Below are 20,239 nucleotides of genomic sequence, written 5' to 3'. Positions count from 1 at the left end.
CGTTAAGCCATGGTTCAGCGCCCCGCCGACAGGTTGATGATATTGTATCACATGGTGGGGAGAGGGACGATGCGGAGTCGCTTGCTGACGGGCGCAACGATGGCGGGACTGCTTGCCGCCGGGCCGGCACCGCTTCCGGCGGCAAGTGCCGCCGCGAAGCCCGTGACGGGGCAGCAGGGTTTTTGCCGCGCCGCCGATCCGCTCCCGCGCCTGCCTGCGGAGACCGAGGCGGGGCAGCAGCGGCCCGACCGCGCGCTCAAATCCCGTGGCGGCTCCGGACGCGACCGTGCGATGTCTGCCGAGCCACCGCCGCCACCAGCTCCTCCTCCCCCGCCGCCCCCTCCGCCCCCGCCGCCGGCGATGGCGCCCATGGCGGCGGACGCGGTCGCGGTAACGGGTGCGCGCGCTGCGGGCGATGCGTCGCGGACTGCCGAGAGCGCGGCACCCGGATCGTCCGACGCCTCCCGCTACCCGCCATCGCCGCGGCCCTGGCCGCAGCCGCAGCCCCAGTCGGGCATCCTGACCGCGGGCGAGCATGACGACCTGCTCAATCCCGAACTCTACGCCGCCTATGTCAATCGCAGCGACCTGGGGCAGGAGGTGCGCGCCCTGCCGCGCGTCGACACGATGCGCGTGGTGACGGTCCGGGTCGCCGACCGCAACGGCCAGCCGATTCCCTTCGCCGACGTCGTCGTGACGTGCAGCGACGGCAACAGCATCACCATGGCGACGCAGGCCGACGGCAGCGCGGTCTTCTTTCCCGGCCTCGACCGGCTGAGCGAGCGGATCACCGTGTCCGCGCGCCAGGCGGGCCGGGCGATCGCCGACGCGCGCCCGGTGCTGGTGTCGGCGGCGGCCGGCGGCCAGCTCGTCGGCCTCACCGCGGACCGGACGGCGGCGAAGGCGACGAAGCTCGACCTGATGCTCGTCGTCGACACCACGGGCAGCATGGGCGACGAGATCCGGTATCTGCAGGCCGAACTGCGTTCGATCATCGCCGCGATCACCGCCAGGCATCGCGACCTCGATATCCGTGTCGGCTTCGTCTTCTATCGCGACGAGGGCGACGATTACGTCACCCGCAGCTTTGCCTTCGACCGCGACATCGGCGCGGTGCAGGGGCGGCTCGCGCAGCAATATGCGAGCGGCGGCGGCGATTATCCCGAAGCGATGGACCAGGCGCTGATCCGCGCGGTCGGGCAGGACTGGCGCCTCGATGCGGTGAAGTCGCTGCTGCTCGTCGCCGACGCGCCGCCGCATGACGATCGCTTCGGGCGGACGTGGCAGGCGGCGGAAGCCGCGCGCGCAAAGCGGATCCACATCACCCCGGTCGCCGCGTCGGGCGTCGCCGACAAGGCCGAATATGCGATGCGCGCGATGGCCGCGGCGACCCAGTCGCGCTATCTGTTCCTGACCGACGACAGCGGCGTCGGCAATCCGCATGCGCCGCCGGCGATCGACTGCTATCTCGTCACCCGGCTCGACGCGCTCGTCCGCCGCGTGATCGACAGCCAGATCAGCGGCCGCCGCATCGAACCCGAACGCAGCGAGGTGATCCGCAGCGTCGGCGATTACGACGCCGGCAAATGCCGCCTGCCCGCGGGCTTCCGGTGGGACAATCAGTAAGCGATTGACACGCCCTCGCATCTGGCGGATGCGCGGGATCGTGGGTTGCTTCGCGAACATCTCGCACCGCCGGGCGGTCGCGGGGTGCGGAGGAACGACCCATGAGGAAATTGCTGTCGGCGCTCGCCGTCGCGGCGCTGCTGGCCCAGCCTGCCGCCGCCATCGCCAGGGACCAGGAACCGGTCAAGATTTCGGGGCCCGCCAATGCGAAGGGCGTCGGCACCGTTGCGATCGGCGCGTTCAACGTCGGCTTCATCTTCGAATCGATCGACCAGACGCAGGCGAGCGGCGGCCTGATGGGCGCCTTCGGCGGCACCACCAAGGCAAAGAGCGAACTGGTCGGCGTGACGCCGGCGATGATGCAGACGATCACCGATGCGGCCTATGCCGATTTCGTCTCCCGACTTCAGGCGAGCGGCTATACCGTCCAGACGCCCGCCGACCTGTTCGGTCACGCGGCGCTCGGCAAGAGCAAGTCGCAGGACGTGCCGCTCGACATCAATATTGCGCTCGAAAAGGGCAGCAAGGGCAAGGCAACCTATTTCAAGCCCAATGACCTGCCGTCGCTGCTGATGATTCCCGGCGACTTCCTGGGGTCGGGGATGAGCAGCATCGGCATCAACATGGCCGCGGGCCAGACCGGCATGGCCTTCGCCAACTATGCGAAACAGGCGGGGGTCGGCGTGATCGACGTCGTCTATCTGATCGACTTTTCGAACCAGAAGCGTCCCGGCGCCTTCAGCTTCGGCGGCATTCAGGTCAACAGCGGCCTGTCGGTCGCGGCCGACTATTCGCGCCTGACGCTGATCGCGCCGAGCGGCAAGCAGTCGGTCATCACCGTCAAGGCCCCGGTCGCGGTCGAGGGCGATTTCATCGAAAAGGACGATGCGACCAGCGGCGCGGACAAGGCGCTGCAATCGGGCGCCAACGTCGCGGGCGGCCTCGCGGCGGTCGCCGGGCTGGGCGGCCTGCGCTTCGGCAAGACGCGCAAGTTCGAATTCGCGGCAAAGCCCCGCGCCTATGAAGAGGGTGCGGCCAAGGCGGCAAGCCTGGCGAGCGAGATGCTGATCGGGCGGCTGGGCGCCTTGCGCTGATCCCCACCGTCGCCCCGCGAAGAGGGGACCGCCGGCAGCCTTGTGCGACACCGCGAGCGGTCCCATCTTCGCGGGCGGCGACGGTTGCGCCAAATCCCTCTTGACGAAGGGCCAAGCCCTCCGCAACCCTCGCGCACACGTGTAAGGGTTCCCAGCGAACGGATTTTCAATGCAATTGGTAATTGTCGAATCGCCTGCCAAGGCGAAGACGATCGAGAAATATCTCGGCCGTGATTTCAAGGTGCTCGCATCCTACGGCCATGTCCGCGACCTGCCGCCCAAGGACGGTTCGGTCGATCCGGACGACGGCTTCGCGATGCAGTGGCAGCTCTATCCCGACAAGGCGAAGCGGCTGAAGGAGATTCAGGACGCGGCGAAGCAGGCCGACCGCCTGATCCTCGCGACCGACCCCGATCGCGAGGGCGAGGCGATCAGCTGGCATGTGCAGGAATTGCTGCGCAGCAAAAAGGCGCTGCCGCAGGCGGTCGAACGCGTCACCTTCAACGCGATCACCAAGCAGGCGGTGACCGATGCGATGGCGCATCCGCGCGACCTCGACACCGATTTGATCGATGCCTATCGCGCGCGGCGCGCGCTCGACTATCTGGTCGGTTTCACCCTGTCTCCGGTGCTGTGGCGCAAGCTGCCCGGCGCCAAGTCGGCTGGCCGTGTCCAGTCGGTCGCGCTGCGGCTGGTGGTCGAGCGCGAGCGCGAGATCGAGGCGTTCGTCACGCAGCAATATTGGTCGGTGACCGGGCTGTTCGAAATGGGCGGCACACCGTTCAGGGCGCGCCTCGCGCGCTGGCGCGGCGACAAGATCGAGCGGCTGTCGATCACGACAGAGGCTGATGCGCGCGCCGCCGAGGCCGATGTGAAGGCGGGCCATTTCACCGTCGATGCGGTCGAGACCAAGCCGCTGACCCGCAACCCGCCGCCGCCCTTCACCACCTCGACGCTCCAGCAGGAGGCGGCGCGCAAGCTCGGCTTTTCCGCCAGCCACACGATGCGCGTCGCGCAGGACCTCTACGAGGACGGCGCGATCACCTATATGCGGACCGACGGCGTCCAGATGGACGGCAGCGCGATCAGTGCCGCGCGTCGCGCGATCGCCGACCGCTACGACGGCGGTTATGTCCCCGACAAGCCGCGGCAGTATCAGACCAAGGCGAAGAACGCGCAGGAAGCGCATGAAGCGATCCGGCCGACCGATTTCGGCAGGGACCGCGTCGGCGGCGGCGACCATGCGCGGCTCTACGAACTGATCTGGAAGCGCGCGCTAGCCAGCCAGATGGCGTCGGCGCGGCTCGAACGCACCAGCGTCGACCTGTCCGACGGCACCGGCAAGACGATGCTGCGCGCGACGGGGCAGGTGGTGAAATTCCCCGGCTTCCTCGCCCTTTATGACGAGGGGCGCGACGATAACAGCGACGACGAGGATGGTCGTCTGCTCCCCGCGATGGACAAGGGCGATGCGCCGGCGAAGACCGGCGTCGAGGTCGAGAGCCACGAGACGCAGCCGCCGCCGCGTTATTCCGAGGCGAGCCTCGTCAAGAAGATGGAGGAACTCGGCATCGGGCGGCCCTCGACCTATGCCTCGATCCTCCAGGTGCTCAAGGACCGCGCCTATGTGCGCATCGAGAAGAACCGCTTCATCCCCGAGGAAAGCGGGCGGCTGCTGACGGCGTTCCTCGAACGCTTCTTCGCGCGCTACGTCGGCTATGATTTCACCGCCGGGCTCGAGGAGGAGCTCGACGACGTGTCGGGCGGCCGCGCGCAGTGGCAGGCGGTGCTCGACCGCTTCTGGCGCGATTTCAAGCCGCGCACCGGCGAGGTGATGGAACAGAAACCGTCGGAGATTACCGCGGCGCTCGACGAATTCCTCGGCGCCTATCTCTTCCCCGACAAGGGCGACGGCAGCGATCCCCGGCTTTGTCCCAATTGCGGCACCGGCCGGCTCGCGCTGCGCGGCGGGCGTTTCGGGCCGTTCATCGCATGCAGCAATTATCCCGAGTGCAAATATACCCGCAAGTTCGCGCAGCCGGGCGGTGCGGACAACGGCGCCGACAACGGCCCCGAGGCGATGGGAACCGACCCCGACAGCGGGCTCGAGGTGACGAAGCGCAGCGGTCGCTTCGGCCCCTATATCCAGCTCGGCGAGGGCAAGGAGGCGAAGCGTTCGTCGATCCCCAAGGATATCCCTGCCGAGGATTTCGACCTCGACTATGCGTTGCGGCTGCTCAGCCTGCCGCGCGAGGTCGGCATGCATCCCGAAAGCGGCAAGCCGATCGTCGCGGGGCTGGGGCGCTATGGTCCCTATCTGCTCCATGACGGCAAATATGCGAAGTTGACCGGCACCGCCGAAATCTTCGAGATCGGCATGAACGCCGCGGTGGCGCGCATCGCCGACGCGGCGAACGGCGGCGGCCGCGGCGCGCGCGCCAAGGCAGAGCCGCTCAAGACCTTCGGCCCGCACCCGACGAGCGGCGGCGAGATGAAGCTGATGGCGGGGCGTTTCGGCCCCTATGTCACCGACGGCACGACCAACGCGACGCTGCCCAAGACGGTCGAACCCGACGCGCTGACGGTCGAGGAAGCGGTCGCGCTGATCGACGCGCGCGCCGCGAAGGGACCGGCCAAGGGGAAGAAGAAAGCCGCGCCGAAGAAAAAGGCGCCCGCGAAGAAGGCCCCGGCGAAGAAGAAGGCGAAGGAATAGAATTCCGCGTGTTAACCCAACCCCGTTCGCCCTGAGCACGAACGAAGGCAAGGATAGTCCAGGCGACTTCAGGGCAGGATCAATCGACCCAGTCGAGCCCCATGTCGCGATAGACGCTGCGATCCTCGTCCCAGTTCTCCTTCACTTTCACGTGCAGGAACAGGTGGACCTTGCGCCCCATCAACTCGGCCAGCTCGGCGCGCGCCTTCGCGCCGATTTCCTTGATCCGGCTGCCCCCCTTGCCGAGGACGATCGCGCGCTGGTTGTCGCGCGCGACGAGGATCTGCTGATGGATTTCGGCGCTGCCGTCGGGGCGCGACTTGAACAGCTCGGTCTCGACCGTCGACTGATAGGGGAGTTCCTCGTGAAGCTGGCGATAGAGTTGCTCGCGCGTGATTTCGGCCGCGAGCATGCGCTCGGGCGCATCGCTCACCTCATCCTCGGGGAAATGCCACGGTCCCTCGGGCATCAGCGAAGCCAGATGCGCCTTGAGGTCGGCGACGCCGTCGCCGCTGCTCGCAGCGATGAAGAAGGTTTCGTCGAAGGGCAGCTTCGCATTCAACTCGGTCGCGATCGTCAGCAGCTTGTCCTTGCGCGTCAGGTCGACCTTGTTGAGGACAAGGAACTTTTTCTCGGGCCGTCCCGCGACGCCTTCCAGCACGCGCTCGACGCGGCCGCTCAGCTTCGCCGCGGCATCGACGATGACGAGGGTCGCCTCCGCCTCCTCCAGGCTGCCCCACGCGGCGGCGACCATCGCGCGGTCGAGCCGGCGCGTCGGCGCGAAGATGCCGGGGGTGTCGATCAGCACGATCTGCGTGTCGCCCGCCATCGCGACGCCCATCAGCCGGGTGCGCGTCGTCTGCGCCTTGGGGCTGACGATCGCGACCTTCTGGCCGACGAGCGCATTGACGAGGGTCGACTTGCCCGCATTGGGGGCGCCGACAACGGCCACGAAGCCGCAGCGTTGGGTCATTGTTTCTCTTCCTGTGTCAGCCGGTCGAGCAGAGCGGCCGCCGCGGCCTTTTCGGCCGCCTGCTTCGATGCGCCTTCGCCTTCGGCCTCGGCGAGCTTGCCGACCGCGACCGCGACGCGAAAGCGCGGCGCATGGTCGGGGCCTTCGCGGCGGACGAGGCGATATTCGGGCGGACGCCGCTTGCGGGCGAGCGCCCATTCCTGGAGCGCCGCCTTGGGATGCTTGGGCGCCGCGGTCTGCCCCTCGATCATCGCGCCCCATTCGCGGACGATGAAGGCGCGTGCCGCCACCTCGCCCCGGTCGAGCCACAGCGCGCCGATCAGCGCTTCGAGCACGTCGGCGGCGACATTGTCGCTCTGCCGCCCGCCGTCGCTGATCGCCTGCGCGCCGAAGCGGACATGTGCGTTGAGGTCGAGCCGCTGCGCGATGCGCGCACAGGTTTCGCCCGATGCCAGCGCGTGCAGGCGCGACGAAAGCTCGCCCTCGCTCGCTTTCGGAAACCGGCGGAACAGCTCGGACGCGATCACCAGCCCCAGCACCCGGTCGCCCAGGAATTCAAGCCGCTGATAATCGCCCGCGCCGCTGCTGCCATGGGTCAGCGCGCGGTGATAGAGGCCAAGGTCGCCGGGCGGCGCGCCGGTGATCGCGGCGATGGTTTCGGCGGACGCGCCTTCGCTCAAAAGCCGTCCCCGATGCGGCTCCACCGTGCGGCGGTGAACCAGCTGATCGGGTTGAGCCAGCTCGCCGAGCCGTCGGTCGAGAACATGCCGACCAGCGCGTGGCCGACCAGATTCTCTTCGGGAACCAGGCCGATCCCCTCATTCTCCACCGCCGGGAAGCGGCTGTCGGCGCTGCGGTCGCGATTGTCGCCCATCAGGAACAGATGCCCGGCCGGCACCGTGACCGGCGGCGTATTGTCCTGCTGGATCGTCGTGATGTCGAGGATCGGATAGCTTTTGCCGTTCGGCATCGTCTCGCGGAACTGCTTGTAGCGGCACTGGCGCCCGCCGTCGGCGGCGGTCTCCTCGAACTCGGGCGAATAGCAGGGCAGGGTGCCCATCGCGCGCGAGGCGTCGATCATGTTCTGCGTCACCGGAATGACGAAATCGGGCATCGGCTCGCGCTTCAGCGGCCGGCCGTTCAACCAGACGGCGCCGTCCTTCACCTGCACCGTGTCGCCGGGCAGGCCGATGACGCGCTTGATATAGTCGTTGTCGCCCACCGGCGGCGCCTTGAACACGACGACGTCGCCGCGTTCGGGGGTGCGCGGAAAGATGCGGCCGGGGATCAGCGGCACGCTGAACGGCAGGCTGTATTTCGAATAGCCATAGGCCATCTTGTTGACGAGCAGGTAATCGCCGATCAGCAGCCGCGGCTGCATCGATTCCGACGGAATGTTGAAGGGCGACAGAAAGAAGCTGCGGAAGATCAGCACCGCGACCGCGAGCAGCGCGAGGAAGCGGATGGTGTCGACCGCCTCCTCCTTTGCGGACATCGGAGCGGGGGCCGGGGGCGCGGGAGTCGGGGCGGCGGAATTTCTGGCGGTTGCGCTGGCGTCGGTCATGCCGCGCATTGGCGACGAATGGACGCGAAGGTCAAGCGAATATCGGCGGACGACGCTGGCATGGGCACCGCCGCTGGCTTATGGAGAAAGCCACATCCCGATCCCGTTCGCATCGAGCGGAAACCAAGAGGACATCCGATGACCACCGCCACCGAAGCCTGGCAGGCCCTCGCCGACTGGCAGCCCCGTCCGCTCGCCGAGCTTGTCGCCGCCGATCCCGATGCGCGGCTTCAGGCGTTCGTCCGCCGCGTCGCCGACATCCGCTTCGATTTCGCCAAGACGCACCTCGACGATGCGGCGGTCGCCATCCTGTCGCGGCTGGCCGAGGCGCAGGATTTCGCGGGCCGGCGAAAGACGCTGTTTTCGGGCGGCATCGTGAACCCCACCGAGGAGCGCGCCGCCGAGCACAGCGCCGAGCGCGGCGACGGCGCGCCCGATTCGGTGCATCGCGCGCAGGCGCTCCACCAGCGGATGCGCATGCTGGTCGACGCGATCGAGGCCGGGGCGTTCGGCGAAATCCGCCACCTGCTGCACATCGGCATCGGCGGTTCGGCGCTCGGCCCCGACCTGCTCGTCGACGCGCTCGGGCGGCACGACCGGCGCTATGACGTCACCGTCGTCTCGAATGTCGACGGGGCCGCGCTGAGCGAGGCCTTCGCGAAATTCGACCCCGAATATACGCTGGTCGCGGTCGCATCGAAGACCTTCACGACCACCGAGACGCTGCTCAACGCCGCGTCGGCGCTGCAATGGCTGGAGGAGGGCGGGGTCGAGGACCCCAGCGGACGCTTCGTCGCGCTGACCGCCAATCCCGACAAGGCGATGGAATGGGGGATCGACGAAACGCGCATCCTGCCGTTCAGCGAGACGATCGGCGGGCGCTATTCGCTGTGGTCGTCGATCGGCTTTCCGGCGGCGCTCGCGCTCGGCTGGGACGCCTTCGCCGAACTGCTCGAAGGCGCGGCGGAGATGGACCGGCATTTCCGGCTGGCCGAGGGTGCCGACAACATCTGCCTGCTCGCCGCCTTTGCCGACCAGCTCTATGCCAACCGCCTCGGCTGCCAGACGCGCGCGGTCTTCGCCTATGACGAGCGGCTGCGGCTGCTTCCCTCTTATCTGCAGCAGCTCGAAATGGAATCGAACGGCAAGGGCGTCACGCTGGACGGCGAGCCGCTGGGCCGCGCGAGCGCCGCGATCACCTGGGGCGGCGTCGGCACCGATGCCCAGCATGCGGTGTTCCAACTGCTCCATCAGGGCACGCATCTGGTCCCGGTCGAATTCGTCGTCGCGCGCGAGGCCGACGATCTGCTCGACGCCGCGCACCACGAAACGCTCGTCGCCAACTGCATCGCGCAGGGGGCGGCGCTGATGGCCGGACGTGCGAGCGAGGACGGCGCGCGCGCCTATCCGGGCAACCGGCCCTCGGCGACGATCCTGCTCGAACAGGTCACGCCGCATCAGCTGGGCGCGCTCATCGCCTTCTACGAGCATCGCGTCTTCGCCAACGCGGTGCTGCTGGGCATCAACCCGTTCGACCAGTTCGGGGTCGAACTGGGCAAGGAAATGGCGAAGGGTCTGGCCGAGGGGACGGTTGCCTTCGATCCGGCGACGCAGGCGCTGATGCAGGCGGCGCTGGGGGAATAACCCATAGGGTCATTGCGAGGAGCATGGCGACGCGGCAATCCGGAGTTGCGTACACCGCTGTAGATGACTCCCCCAGATCTAGTCGGCGTTCATGCCCTTGAGACAATGATGCTGGTGATCCCCGGCGAAAGCCGGGGTCCAGATGCGTGCGCCTGCCTCGCATGGGCCCCGGCTTTCGCCGGGGAACGGTTACCTGCCGAAAAGGGATAATTGCCGATCCGTCCGGGGCCGCAACGACAAGTGTTTCGCACTGACCGCAAAATTCGATTGGCAAGCCGGCGCCGCCCACCCACATAGGCGCCAGCCAATCATTCCAGTGCGGGGGCTCTTCCATGTCCAAGTTCGACTATGATCTTTTCGTCATCGGCGCCGGGTCGGGCGGGGTGCGCGCCAGCCGCGTCGCGGCTTCGCACGGTGCGCGCGTCGCTGTGGCGGAGGAGCATCGGGTCGGCGGCACCTGCGTCATCCGCGGCTGCGTCCCCAAGAAGCTGCTCGTCTATGGCGCCCATTTCGCCGAGGACCTGAAGGACGCGCGCCATTTCGGCTGGGACGTTCCTCCCGATTGCCGCTTCGACTGGGCGCGGCTGCGCGACAATGTGCTGGCCGAGGTGACCCGGCTCGAAGGGCTTTACGGGCAGACGCTCGACAATCACCAGGTCGAGGTCTTCAAGACGCGCGCGACGGTCGCCGGGCCGCAGACCGTGCGCCTGGCCGACGGGCGCGAACTGACTGCGGAGCGCATCCTGATCGCCACCGGCGGCTGGCCCTTCGTCCCCGACTTTCCGGGCAGCGAGCATGCGATCACCTCGAACGAGGTCTTTCACCTCGAAACGCTGCCGCAGCGCGTGGTGATCGCGGGCGGCGGCTATATCGCCAACGAATTCGCCGGCATCTTCAACGAGTTCGGCAGCAAGGTGACGATCGTCAATCGTGGCGACGCGATCCTGCGCGGCTATGACGAGCAGATCCGCGACCGGCTGTTGCAGATCTCGATGACCAAGGGCATCGAGTTCCGCTTCAACGCCCCCTTCCAGTCGATCGAGAAGCAGGCCGACGGCTCGCTGATGGTTCATCTCGCCAATTGCGACCCGATTCCCGCCGACGCGGTGCTGGTGGCGACCGGACGGGTACCGAACACCCGCGGACTGGGGCTCGCGGAGGCGGGCGTCGAGCTCGACGCCGACGGGGCCGTGAAGGTCGACGAGGGCAACCGCTCGTCGGTGCCGAGCATCTATGCCGTCGGCGACGTGACCAACCGCATCCAGCTCACCCCCGTGGCGATCCGCGAGGGGCAGGCGTTCGCGGACTCGGTCTTCGGCGACAAGCCGACGACGGTCGATTATGCCAATGTTCCGAGCGCGGTGTTCAGCCATCCGCCGATCGGCGCCGTCGGCATGACCGAGGCCGAGGCGCGCAATAAACTGGGCTCGATCCGGGTTTATACGAGCGATTTCCGCGCGATGAAGAATGTCCTCGCCGGCCGCAACGAACGCGCGCTCTACAAGATGGTGGTCAACGAGGCGACCGACCAGGTCGTCGGCCTGCACCTGATCGGCCCCGACGCGCCGGAGATATTGCAGGCAGCGGCGGTCGCGGTGAAGGCTGGGCTGACCAAGGCCGATTTCGACGCCACGGTGGCGCTGCACCCGAGCATGGCCGAGGAACTGGTGCTGCTGAAGTAATCGCTCCCCTCCCGCAAGCGGGAGGGGAAGCGAGAGTTGCGAGCTTGCTCGCTACTCGCAGCGGGGTGGGCAGAGGCACCGTCGCAGACCCACCCCCAGCCCCCTCCCGCAAGCGGGAGGGGAATTGGTCACCCGATCCGATAGGGCACCACGTCCCTTCGATCAGGATCGACCAATATCGGCCGGTCGCTCGGCGGGAAGGCGCGCTGGTCGCAGTCGTCGCGCGGACAGATGCGGCACGACGGGCCGATGCGTGCCGCAGCCTGCGGCGCATCGACGTCGACCCCGTCGGCATAGACGAAGTCGGCGGCGTATCGCGCCTCGCACCCCAGCGCGACGGCATAGCGGCGCGGGGCGCGGGCATAGCTGCCCGACGGCTTCACCAGCCCCTTGGCCATCGAGACGTAGCGCAGGCCGTCGGGCGTCTCGGCGAGCTGGAACAGGATGCGGTCGGGGATCGCCGCCGCCTCGTGGACGATCCACAGCGGGCAGGCGCCGCCGAAGCGCGCGAATTGCAGCCGCGTCGCGCTGTGCCGCTTGGTGATGTTGCCCGCCATGTCGACGCGGCAGAAGAACATCGGGATGCCGCGCGCGCCGGGGCGCTGGAGCGTCGAGAGGCGGTGGCACGCCTGTTCGAAGCTGACCCCATATTCGAGCCGTAGCCGGTCGATATCGTGCCGCACCGCGCGGGCGCTGGCGCGAAAGGGCGTATAGGGCATCAGCACCGCGCCCGCCGCATAGTTGGCGAGACCGACGTGGAGCAACTGGCGCGCCGCGGCGGTGCGCAGCGGCGACGCCTCGACCACCGCCGCGATCTCGTCCGCGAGCGCCAGCGCCGCGAGCTGGTGCGCGAGCTGGAAGCGGCGGCTTTCGGGCGGTTGCGACGGGTCGATGACGAGGTGGCGCATCGTCGCGTCATAATCGCGCAGCGCCTGCGCCTGATTGTAAACGATCGAGATGCCGAGCGCATCGCGCAGCCGCCGCTCGATCGTCTCGACCGCAGGAGAGGGGGCAGAGGACGCGCCGCGCAGCCCCTTCGCCAGTTCCTCGGCGGCGCGGTCGAGCCGGTCGACGTAATTGCCCGCGTCGTGAAACCAGTCGCGCACCTCCTCCCATGGCAGGCGGCTGCCTTCCGCGGTGCCGCCGGTCAGCGCCTCGTCGATGATCTGGAGCCGCTGTCCGGCGCGGCGATAGGCGGCGTGCAGCGCGACGAACTGGTCGGCGAGTTGCGGCTGCTGAAGCGCCGCGCGTTCGAGCTGTTCGGGCGCGATCGGGGCGGCGGCGAACAGCGGATCGGCCGCCGCCTCGCGCAGCGCGCCCGCGCGCCGGTCGCCCGCGTCGGCGGCGACCTCCTCCCATTCGAGCGGGAACAGTCTTTGCAGCCGGTCGAGCAGCGCGGGGGTCAGCGGCCGGTCGTCATGCTCGATCTGGCTGAGGTAGGAGGTCGAGATGCCGAGCCTCGCAGCGAACCCGGCCTGCCGCAGGCCGCGCTCGGCGCGAAGCTGGCGCATGCGGCTGCCGGCGAAGATGCGTTGGCGGGTCATGGCACGAAACCTCTCATTTCCGTTCGTGTCGAGCGAAGTCGAGACACCCATCAGTGTGGCGCAAGGTCGCTGGGTGTCTCGCCTTCGCTCGACACGAACGGCCTATGGTGTGGCTCTACTTTGCAAATTCCGACTTCGCAACTTTGCAAATTCACATTTGCCACCGGGCGCCGAACGGGGCAGGGCGGACCGCTCAATATCCGTGGAGAGCCGCATGTCTGCCAATATCGCCGAAATGGAACGCCGCCGCGCCGCCGCCGCGCTGGGGGGCGGGCAGAAGCGCATCGACGCGCAGCACGCCAAGGGCAAGCTGACCGCGCGCGAGCGGCTGCTCGTGCTGCTCGACGAGGATTCATTTGAGGAGCTCGACACTTATGTCGAGCATGATTGCGTCGATTTCGGGATGCAGGACCAGAAAATCCCCGGCGATGGCGTGGTGACCGGATCGGGGACCATCAACGGCCGGCTCGTCTATGTCTTCAGCCAGGATTTTACAGTCTTCGGCGGTTCATTGTCGAAACGCCATGCGGAGAAGATCTGCAAGGTGATGGAAAAGGCGATGCTGGTGGGGGCGCCGGTTATCGGCCTCAATGACTCGGGCGGCGCGCGAATTCAGGAGGGTGTCGCATCGCTCGGCGGTTATGCCGACGTGTTTCAGAAGAATGTTCTGGCGTCGGGGGTGGTGCCGCAGATTTCGCTCATCATGGGGCCGTGCGCGGGCGGCGCGGTCTATTCGCCCGCGATGACCGACTTCATCTTCATGGTGAAGGATTCGAGCTACATGTTCGTCACCGGTCCCGACGTGGTCAAGACGGTGACCAACGAGGTGGTAACGCAGGAGGAACTGGGCGGCGCGATCACGCACACGACGAAAAGCTCGGTCGCCGACCTGGCGTTCGAGAACGACATCGAGGCGCTGCTCGCGGCGCGTGATTTCTTCGACTATCTGCCCGAGAACAACCGCGCCGGCGTGCCCGTGCGCCCGACGAGCGATCCCTACGACCGCGCCGAGGACAGCCTCGACACGCTGATCCCGCCTAATGCGAACCAGCCCTATGACATGCACGAGCTGATCCGCAAGACGGTCGACGAGGGCGATTTCTTCGAGGTGCAGCCGGCGCACGCCGCGAACATCATCTGCGGCTTCGGGCGCATCGAGGGGCGCACGATCGGCATCGTCGCCAACCAGCCGCTGGTGCTGGCGGGCGTGCTCGACATCAATTCGTCGAAGAAGGCGGCGCGCTTCGTACGTTTCTGCGACGCGTTCGAGATTCCGATCGTCACCTTCGTCGACGTTCCCGGCTTCCTGCCCGGCACCGCGCAGGAATATAACGGCATCATCAAACATGGCGCGAAGCTGCTCTTCGCCTATGCCGAGGCGACGGTGCCCAAGATCACGGTCATCACGCGCAAGGCCTATGGCGGCGCCTACGACGTCATGGCGTCGAAGCATCTGCGCGGCGATTTGAACTATGCGTGGCCGACCGCCGAGATCGCGGTGATGGGCGCGAAGGGCGCGGTCGAAATCATCTTCCGCAGCGACATCGGCGACGCGCAGAAGATCGCCGAGCGCACGAAGGAATATGAGGATCGCTTCGCCAACCCCTTCGTCGCGGCATCGCGCGGCTATATCGACGAGGTCATCCATCCCCGCAACACGCGGAAAAGGATCGCGCTGGGGCTGCGGAAGCTGCGGAACAAGCAGTTGGAGAACCCGTGGAAGAAGCATGACAATATTCCGCTGTAGTTTGGCGTCGCCCCGGACCTGATCCGGGGTCCCGCTATCCTTGTTCCGCGAGGTCTAAGCGGGATGCCGGATCGGGTCCGGCATGACGAAACTGGAGAGACTTTGATATGAAACTGGGCCGCCTCAACCACATCGGCGTCGCGACGCCGTCCATCGCCGACAGCATCGCCTTCTACCGCGACGTGATGGGCGCGACGACGATCTGCGAGCCGTTCGACATGCCCGATCAGGGCGTCAAAGTGTGCTTCGTCGATACGCCCGGCGAGGGTGGGACGAACGGCACGCAGATCGAGCTGATCGAGCCGCTGCCCGGCAATGCGTCGATCGCGGGCTTCCTCGAACGGAACCCGCAGGGCGGGCAGCATCATATGTGCTATGAGGTCCCCGACATCCACGCCGCCAAGGCGGAGTTCGAGGCGATGGGCAAGCGCGTGCTCGGCGAACCGCGGATCGGGGCGCACGGGACGCCGATCTTCTTCGTCCATCCGCGCGACATGGGCGGGGTGCTGACCGAGATCATGGAGACGCCGAAGGGGGCGCACTGACTTTTCTGCCCTCTCCCCTTCAGGGGAGAGGCGCGAGACTTGGGTCTGCGCAGCAGGCCCTAGTCGCAGCGGAGAGGGGGAGGCCCCTCTCCAACTCCGGCTAGCCAGCAAGCTGGCAAGCCTGCGTATCCTCTCCCCTGAAGGGGAGAGGGCAGGGGACTGAAGATTATGACCGACAAACCCACCCTCGACCAATGGGCCGCCGCCGCCGAGAAGGAGGTGAAGGGCCCAGATGCGTTTAGGGACCTGACCTGGCACACGCCCGAGGGGATCGACGTCAAGCCGCTCTACACGGCCGAGGATGTGAAGACCGACCCCGGCCTGCCTGGTTTCGCGCCCTTCACGCGCGGCGTGCGCGCGTCGATGTACACCGGGCGGCCGTGGACGATCCGGCAATATGCGGGCTTTTCGACTGCCGAGGAATCGAACGCCTTCTATCGCCGCAACCTCGCGGCGGGGCAGAAGGGGCTGTCGGTCGCTTTCGATCTGGCGACGCACCGCGGCTATGACAGCGACCATCCGCGCGTCGTCGGCGACGTCGGCAAGGCGGGCGTCGCGATCGACAGCGTCGAGGACATGAAGATATTGTTCGACGGCATCCCGCTCGACCAGATGTCGGTCAGCATGACGATGAACGGCGCGGTGATCCCGATCCTCGCCTTCTTCATCGTCGCGGGCGAGGAGCAGGGGGTGGCGCGGTCGCTGCTCGACGGGACCATCCAGAACGACATCCTCAAGGAGTTCATGGTCCGCAACACCTATATCTACCCGCCCGAACCCTCGATGCGGATCATCAGCGATATCTTCGGTTATACGTCGCGCGAGATGCCGAAGTTCAACAGCATCTCGATCTCCGGCTATCATATGCAGGAGGCGGGGGCGACGCAGGTGCAGGAACTCGCCTTCACCATCGCCGACGGCATCGAATATGTGAAATATGGCGTCGCATCCGGCCTCGACATCGACAAGTTCGCCGGTCGGCTGTCCTTCTTCTTCGCCATCGGCATGAACTTCTTCATGGAGGCGGCGAAGCTGCGCGCGGCGCGCGTCCTGTGGCATCGCGCGATGACGAAGCTCGGCGCGCAATCCGAACGCTCGAAGATGCTGCGCACCCATTGCCAGACGTCGGGCGTGTCGCTGACCGAGCAGGACCCCTACAACAACGTCATCCGCACGACGATCGAGGCGATGGCGGCGATGCTCGGCGGCACCCAGTCGCTCCACACCAATGCGCTCGACGAGGCGATCGCGCTGCCGACGGATTTTTCCGCCCGCATCGCCCGCAACACCCAGATCATCATCCAGGAAGAGACCGGCATGTGCAATGTCGTCGATCCGCTGGGCGGCAGCTATTATGTCGAGGCGCTGACGCAGGAACTGGTCGACAAGGCGCAGGCGATCATCGACCGCGTCGAGGCCGAGGGCGGCATGGCGAAGGCGGTCGCGGCGGGCTGGCCCAAGGCGATGATCGAGGAAGCCGCCGCGGCGCGGCAGGCGCGCGTCGACCGCGGCGACGACGTGATCGTTGGCGTCAACAAATATCGCCTGAAGGACGAGGACCTGCTCGAAACGCTCGAGGTCGACAACACCAAGGTGCGCGAAGCGCAGGTCGCGCGCATCAACACGGTGAAGGCGAGCCGCGACGAGGCGGCGTGCCGCGCGGCCCTCGACGCGCTGCGCAGGGCGGCGGCCGCGCCGCAGTCGATCGAGACCAACCTGCTCGCCCACGCGGTCGATGCGGCGCGCGCCCGCGCGACGCTCGGCGAGATTTCGGCGGCGATGGAGGAAGCCTTCGACCGCTATGCGACCGTGCCGACCCCGGTGAAGGGCGTCTATGCCGCGCCCTACAAGGACGACGGCCGCTGGCAGCAGGTCGTCGACGGGGTCAAGGCGGTCGAGCGCCGGCTGGGCCGCGCGCCCAAGCTGCTGATCGCCAAGATGGGGCAGGACGGGCACGACCGCGGCGCCAACGTCATCGCCTCGGCCTTCGGCGACATGGGTTTCGACGTCGTCTCAGGCCCCCTGTTCCAGACGCCGGAGGAAACGGTGGTGCTCGCGCTCGAAAGCGGGGTCGACGCGGTCGGTGCGTCGAGCCTCGCCGCCGGGCACAAGACGCTGATCCCCGAACTGATCCGGGGCCTCAAGGAAGCCGGGCGCAGCGACATCAAGGTTATCGCGGGGGGCGTCATCCCGCCGCAGGATTATGATTATCTGCGCGACGCCGGGGTGCAGGGTATCTATGGACCCGGTTCCAACGTGGTCGAATGCGCCGCCGACGTGCTGCGCCTGCTCGGCCACAATATGCCGCCACTGGAGGATGCCGCATGACTGAGATGAAGCCCGAAACGCTGACCGTCCACGCCGGGACCCAGCCCGATCCGACGACCAAGGCGCGGATCACCCCGATCTATCAGACCTCATCCTATGTCTTCGACAGCGTCGAACATGCCTCGCGCCTGTTCAACCTCGAAGAGTTCGGGAACATTTACACGCGGATCATGAACCCGACCAACGGCGCGCTGGAGGGCAAGATCGCCGCGCTCGAAGGCGGCGCGGGCGCACTCGCAGTGGCGTCGGGCCACGCGGCGCAGTTCCTGACCTTTCACACGCTGATGGAACCGGGCTGCGAGATCGTCGCGGCGCGCAAGCTGTATGGCGGGTCGCAGAACCAGCTTGGCCAGAGTTTCCGCAAGATGGCGTGGACAACGCATTTCGTCGACGCCGACGATGCCGGCAATGTCGCCGCTGCGATCACCGACAAGACGCGCGCGGTGTTCATCGAAAGCCTCGCCAACCCAGGCGGGGTCGTGCAGGACATCGAGGCGATCGCCAAGGTCGCGCATGATGCCGGGGTGCCGCTGATCGTCGACAACACGATGGCGACACCGATGCTGTGCCGCCCGATCGAGCATGGCGCCGACATCGTCGTTCATTCGACGACCAAGTTCCTCAACGGCCATGGCAATGCGATCGGCGGGGTGATCGTCGACGCGGGATCGTTCGACTGGACGAAGGGCGGCAAATATCCGACGCTGACCGAGCCCAACGCCTCCTATCACGGCATCAAGTTCGCCGAAACGTTCGGCAACCTCGCCTTCATCCTCGCCGCGCGGACGCTCGGCCTGCGCGACCTCGGCCCGGCGCTCGCACCGATGAACGCGTTCCTCGCGCTCACCGGCATGGAGACGCTGGCGCTGCGGATGGAGCGCCATTGCAGCAACGCGCTCGCGCTCGCCAAATGGCTGCGTGCGCATCCGAAGGTCGATTGGGTGTCCTACGCCGGGCTGGAGGACGACCCCTATCACGCGCTCGCGAAGCGCTATCTCGGCGGCAAGGGCGGCGCGGTGTTCACCTTCGGGCTCAAGGGCGGCTACGACGCGGGCGTCAAGCTGGTGTCGTCGGTGAAGATGTTCAGCCACCTCGCCAACCTCGGCGACACACGCTCGCTCATCATCCATCCCGCCTCGACCACGCACAGCCAGCTTTCCGAAGCCGAACTCGTCGAGACGGGCGCGGGTCCCGACGTGGTGCGCGTGTCGGTCGTCATCGAGCATATCGACGACATCATCGCCGACCTCGCACAGGCGCTGGAGGCGATCGCGTGAGCCAGATCCAATCCACTCCGCCCCCTCATCCGTTCGTGTCGAGCGAAGTCGAGACACCGGGAGGTCGTGCGCGACCGATGGGCATCTCGACTTTGCTCGATGCGAACGGAGCGGGAGAGGCGCGCAATGACTGGACGCGCGAGGAAATCGCCGCGCTGTTCGACCTGCCGTTCGATGAGCTGATGTGGGAGGCGCAGGGCATCCACCGGCGCCACCATGCGCGCGGCGAGGTGCAGCTCTGCACCTTGCTCAGCATCAAGACCGGCGGCTGCGCCGAGGATTGCGGCTATTGCTCGCAGTCGGCGCACGCCGAAACGGGGCTGAAGGCGACCAAGCTGATGGACGTCCGCGCCGTGCTGCAGGCGGCGGCCGAGGCGAAGGATGCGGGCTCGCAGCGCTTCTGCATGGGCGCGGCGTGGCGCAACCCCAAGGACCGCGACATGCCCGCGATCGTCGAGATGATCGAGGGCGTGCGCCAGATGGGCATGGAAACCTGCATGACGCTGGGGATGCTCACCCGCGAGCAGGCGCAGACGCTCGCGGTCGCGGGGCTCGATTATTACAACCACAACATCGACACGAGCCCGGAGAATTACGGCAACATCATCTCGACCCGCACCTTTCAGGACCGGCTCGACACGCTGGAAGAGGTTCGCGCGGCGGGCATCAACGTCTGTTCGGGCGGCATCGTCGGCCTGGGCGAGACGCGCGAGGATCGCGTCGGCTTCATCCACGCGCTTGCAACGCTGCCGCGGCATCCCGAAAGCGTGCCGGTCAACGCGCTGATCCCGATCAAGGGCACGGTGCTCGGCGACATGCTCGCCGATACGCCGCTGGCGCAGATCGACGACATCGAGTTCGTCCGCACCGTCGCGGTCGCGCGCATCACGATGCCGAAGTCGATGGTTCGCCTGTCTGCGGGCCGCGAGAGCATGTCGGAGGCGACGCAGGCGCTATGCTTCATGGCGGGCGCGAACAGCATCTTCACCGGCGACAAGCTGCTGACCACGGCGAACGCGGGCGATAGCAAAGACGCCGCGCTGTTCGCCAAGCTGGGGCTGCGCCCGATGGAGAGCGAAGAGCCGATGCGGATGGAGGCGGCGGAGTGAGCATCGCGCGCCTTATCCTTGTTGCGACGGCCTTGGGCGTGTGCACGCCCGTGGCCGAGGCGTGTGGATATCAGCCGGAACGGTTAAAGATTAGCCGTATCCGAGAGGTAAGCGATGTAGTTGTAAAAGGTCAGCTAACCTACTCATTTAGCGACGAAGAAGATCTGCCATTTGGTGCGCCTGACTGGCTCGTTGGCAACATTGCCGCGCAAAAGATCATGAAGGGGATTCCAGCCGAGTCATACCCAATCCGCCACAGCGTTATGCAATTCTATTGCAGCGGTGCCGGATGGGAACCCGATCGCGAACACCCGAAGCCGACTTACTCCGGCGACTTCTACCTGCGGCGCACTGCCGATAACCACTACGTCATTTTGGGATACAGGCCATAAT

The 20,239-nt window shown here is 66.9% G+C and carries 15 protein-coding genes; 11 read left to right on the top strand and 4 right to left on the bottom strand.

Features of this window, described 5'->3' with window-relative positions:
• Window positions 1–69: 69 nt before the first annotated feature.
• The 3 genes from C3E99_RS09085 to topA all read left to right on the top strand — a co-directional run bounded on the left by C3E99_RS09085 (window position 70) and on the right by topA (window position 5,433).
• Window positions 70–1,626, top strand: coding sequence for a VWA domain-containing protein (locus C3E99_RS09085; protein WP_234002650.1), 1,557 nt, complete (start codon window positions 70–72; stop codon window positions 1,624–1,626).
• Between the two features lie 101 nt (window positions 1,627–1,727).
• The gene (locus tag C3E99_RS09080; RefSeq protein ID WP_076075048.1) at window positions 1,728–2,720 is read left to right on the top strand and encodes a hypothetical protein; all 993 of its coding nucleotides are present in this window, start codon (window positions 1,728–1,730) and stop codon (window positions 2,718–2,720) included.
• A gap of 169 nt (window positions 2,721–2,889) precedes the next feature.
• A complete protein-coding gene (gene topA / locus C3E99_RS09075) occupies window positions 2,890–5,433 on the top strand; it encodes a type I DNA topoisomerase (protein WP_076075050.1) in 2,544 nt (847 codons plus the stop codon).
• Between the two features lie 79 nt (window positions 5,434–5,512).
• On the opposite strand, the gene era is transcribed toward topA, so the two are convergent.
• From era to lepB, 3 genes are read right to left on the bottom strand one after another with little or no spacing between them, the layout of a single operon-like run.
• On the bottom strand, window positions 5,513–6,406 hold the full coding sequence (gene era, locus C3E99_RS09070; RefSeq protein WP_076075051.1) for a GTPase Era: 894 nt from the start codon (window positions 6,404–6,406) through the stop codon (window positions 5,513–5,515).
• Window positions 6,403–7,086 carry a ribonuclease III gene (gene rnc / locus C3E99_RS09065; protein ID WP_104959716.1) on the bottom strand — a complete coding sequence of 228 codons (684 nt, stop codon included), beginning with the start codon at window positions 7,084–7,086 and terminating at the stop codon, window positions 6,403–6,405. The genes era and rnc overlap by 4 nt, the downstream gene beginning before the upstream one ends.
• Window positions 7,083–7,901 (bottom strand): signal peptidase I, encoded by an 819-nt coding sequence (gene lepB, locus C3E99_RS09060; RefSeq protein ID WP_067109538.1) that lies wholly within the window; start codon window positions 7,899–7,901, stop codon window positions 7,083–7,085. The genes rnc and lepB overlap by 4 nt, the downstream gene beginning before the upstream one ends.
• Before the next feature lie 207 nt (window positions 7,902–8,108).
• On the opposite strand from lepB, the gene pgi reads away from it, so the two are divergent.
• Together pgi and gor are read left to right on the top strand one after the other, a co-directional pair.
• The gene (gene pgi, locus C3E99_RS09055) at window positions 8,109–9,614 is read left to right on the top strand and encodes a glucose-6-phosphate isomerase (RefSeq protein WP_104959715.1); all 1,506 of its coding nucleotides are present in this window, start codon (window positions 8,109–8,111) and stop codon (window positions 9,612–9,614) included.
• Between the two features lie 332 nt (window positions 9,615–9,946).
• Window positions 9,947–11,296: a glutathione-disulfide reductase gene (gor, locus tag C3E99_RS09050; protein ID WP_104959714.1), complete on the top strand. Its 1,350-nt coding sequence runs from the start codon at window positions 9,947–9,949 to the stop codon at window positions 11,294–11,296.
• Window positions 11,297–11,424: 128 nt separating this feature from the next.
• On the opposite strand, the gene C3E99_RS09045 is transcribed toward gor, so the two are convergent.
• The gene (locus C3E99_RS09045; protein WP_104959713.1) at window positions 11,425–12,840 is read right to left on the bottom strand and encodes a helix-turn-helix domain-containing protein; all 1,416 of its coding nucleotides are present in this window, start codon (window positions 12,838–12,840) and stop codon (window positions 11,425–11,427) included.
• Between the two features lie 214 nt (window positions 12,841–13,054).
• Between C3E99_RS09045 and C3E99_RS09040 the strand changes: the two genes are divergently transcribed.
• The 6 genes from C3E99_RS09040 to C3E99_RS09015 all read left to right on the top strand — a co-directional run bounded on the left by C3E99_RS09040 (window position 13,055) and on the right by C3E99_RS09015 (window position 20,238).
• Window positions 13,055–14,587 (top strand): acyl-CoA carboxylase subunit beta, encoded by a 1,533-nt coding sequence (locus C3E99_RS09040; RefSeq protein ID WP_067112987.1) that lies wholly within the window; start codon window positions 13,055–13,057, stop codon window positions 14,585–14,587.
• 107 nt (window positions 14,588–14,694) lie between these two features.
• On the top strand, window positions 14,695–15,132 hold the full coding sequence (mce, locus tag C3E99_RS09035; RefSeq protein ID WP_104959712.1) for a methylmalonyl-CoA epimerase: 438 nt from the start codon (window positions 14,695–14,697) through the stop codon (window positions 15,130–15,132).
• A 168-nt stretch (window positions 15,133–15,300) separates the two neighbouring features.
• A complete protein-coding gene (gene scpA, locus C3E99_RS09030; protein WP_104959711.1) occupies window positions 15,301–17,460 on the top strand; it encodes a methylmalonyl-CoA mutase in 2,160 nt (719 codons plus the stop codon).
• Window positions 17,457–18,737, top strand: coding sequence for an O-acetylhomoserine aminocarboxypropyltransferase (locus C3E99_RS09025; RefSeq protein WP_076075059.1), 1,281 nt, complete (start codon window positions 17,457–17,459; stop codon window positions 18,735–18,737). The genes scpA and C3E99_RS09025 overlap by 4 nt, the downstream gene beginning before the upstream one ends.
• A gap of 77 nt (window positions 18,738–18,814) precedes the next feature.
• Window positions 18,815–19,846 carry a biotin synthase BioB gene (gene bioB / locus C3E99_RS09020; RefSeq protein ID WP_104959710.1) on the top strand — a complete coding sequence of 344 codons (1,032 nt, stop codon included), beginning with the start codon at window positions 18,815–18,817 and terminating at the stop codon, window positions 19,844–19,846.
• Window positions 19,843–20,238, top strand: a complete 396-nt coding sequence (locus C3E99_RS09015; protein ID WP_104959709.1) for a hypothetical protein — start codon at window positions 19,843–19,845, stop codon at window positions 20,236–20,238. The genes bioB and C3E99_RS09015 overlap by 4 nt, the downstream gene beginning before the upstream one ends.
• Window position 20,239: the final 1 nt, after the last annotated feature.

The sequence above is a fragment of the Sphingopyxis sp. MG genome (assembly GCF_002953155.1).
GTDB lineage: Bacteria > Pseudomonadota > Alphaproteobacteria > Sphingomonadales > Sphingomonadaceae > Sphingopyxis > Sphingopyxis granuli.
This window is presented reverse-complemented; position numbering and strand designations above follow the sequence as displayed.

Coding starts and splice junctions, on each gene's coding strand:
- mce (WP_104959712.1), top strand. CDS start 14,695: ATGAAACTGGGCCGCCTCAACCACATCGGCGTCGCGACGCCGTCCATC.
- C3E99_RS09025 (WP_076075059.1), top strand. CDS start 17,457: ATGACTGAGATGAAGCCCGAAACGCTGACCGTCCACGCCGGGACCCAG.
- bioB (WP_104959710.1), top strand. CDS start 18,815: ATGGGCATCTCGACTTTGCTCGATGCGAACGGAGCGGGAGAGGCGCGC.
- C3E99_RS09080 (WP_076075048.1), top strand. CDS start 1,728: ATGAGGAAATTGCTGTCGGCGCTCGCCGTCGCGGCGCTGCTGGCCCAG.
- scpA (WP_104959711.1), top strand. CDS start 15,301: ATGACCGACAAACCCACCCTCGACCAATGGGCCGCCGCCGCCGAGAAG.
- C3E99_RS09045 (WP_104959713.1), bottom strand. CDS start 12,840: ATGACCCGCCAACGCATCTTCGCCGGCAGCCGCATGCGCCAGCTTCGC.
- C3E99_RS09040 (WP_067112987.1), top strand. CDS start 13,055: ATGTCTGCCAATATCGCCGAAATGGAACGCCGCCGCGCCGCCGCCGCG.
- topA (WP_076075050.1), top strand. CDS start 2,890: ATGCAATTGGTAATTGTCGAATCGCCTGCCAAGGCGAAGACGATCGAG.
- lepB (WP_067109538.1), bottom strand. CDS start 7,901: ATGTCCGCAAAGGAGGAGGCGGTCGACACCATCCGCTTCCTCGCGCTG.
- pgi (WP_104959715.1), top strand. CDS start 8,109: ATGACCACCGCCACCGAAGCCTGGCAGGCCCTCGCCGACTGGCAGCCC.
- gor (WP_104959714.1), top strand. CDS start 9,947: ATGTCCAAGTTCGACTATGATCTTTTCGTCATCGGCGCCGGGTCGGGC.
- C3E99_RS09085 (WP_234002650.1), top strand. CDS start 70: ATGCGGAGTCGCTTGCTGACGGGCGCAACGATGGCGGGACTGCTTGCC.
- era (WP_076075051.1), bottom strand. CDS start 6,406: ATGACCCAACGCTGCGGCTTCGTGGCCGTTGTCGGCGCCCCCAATGCG.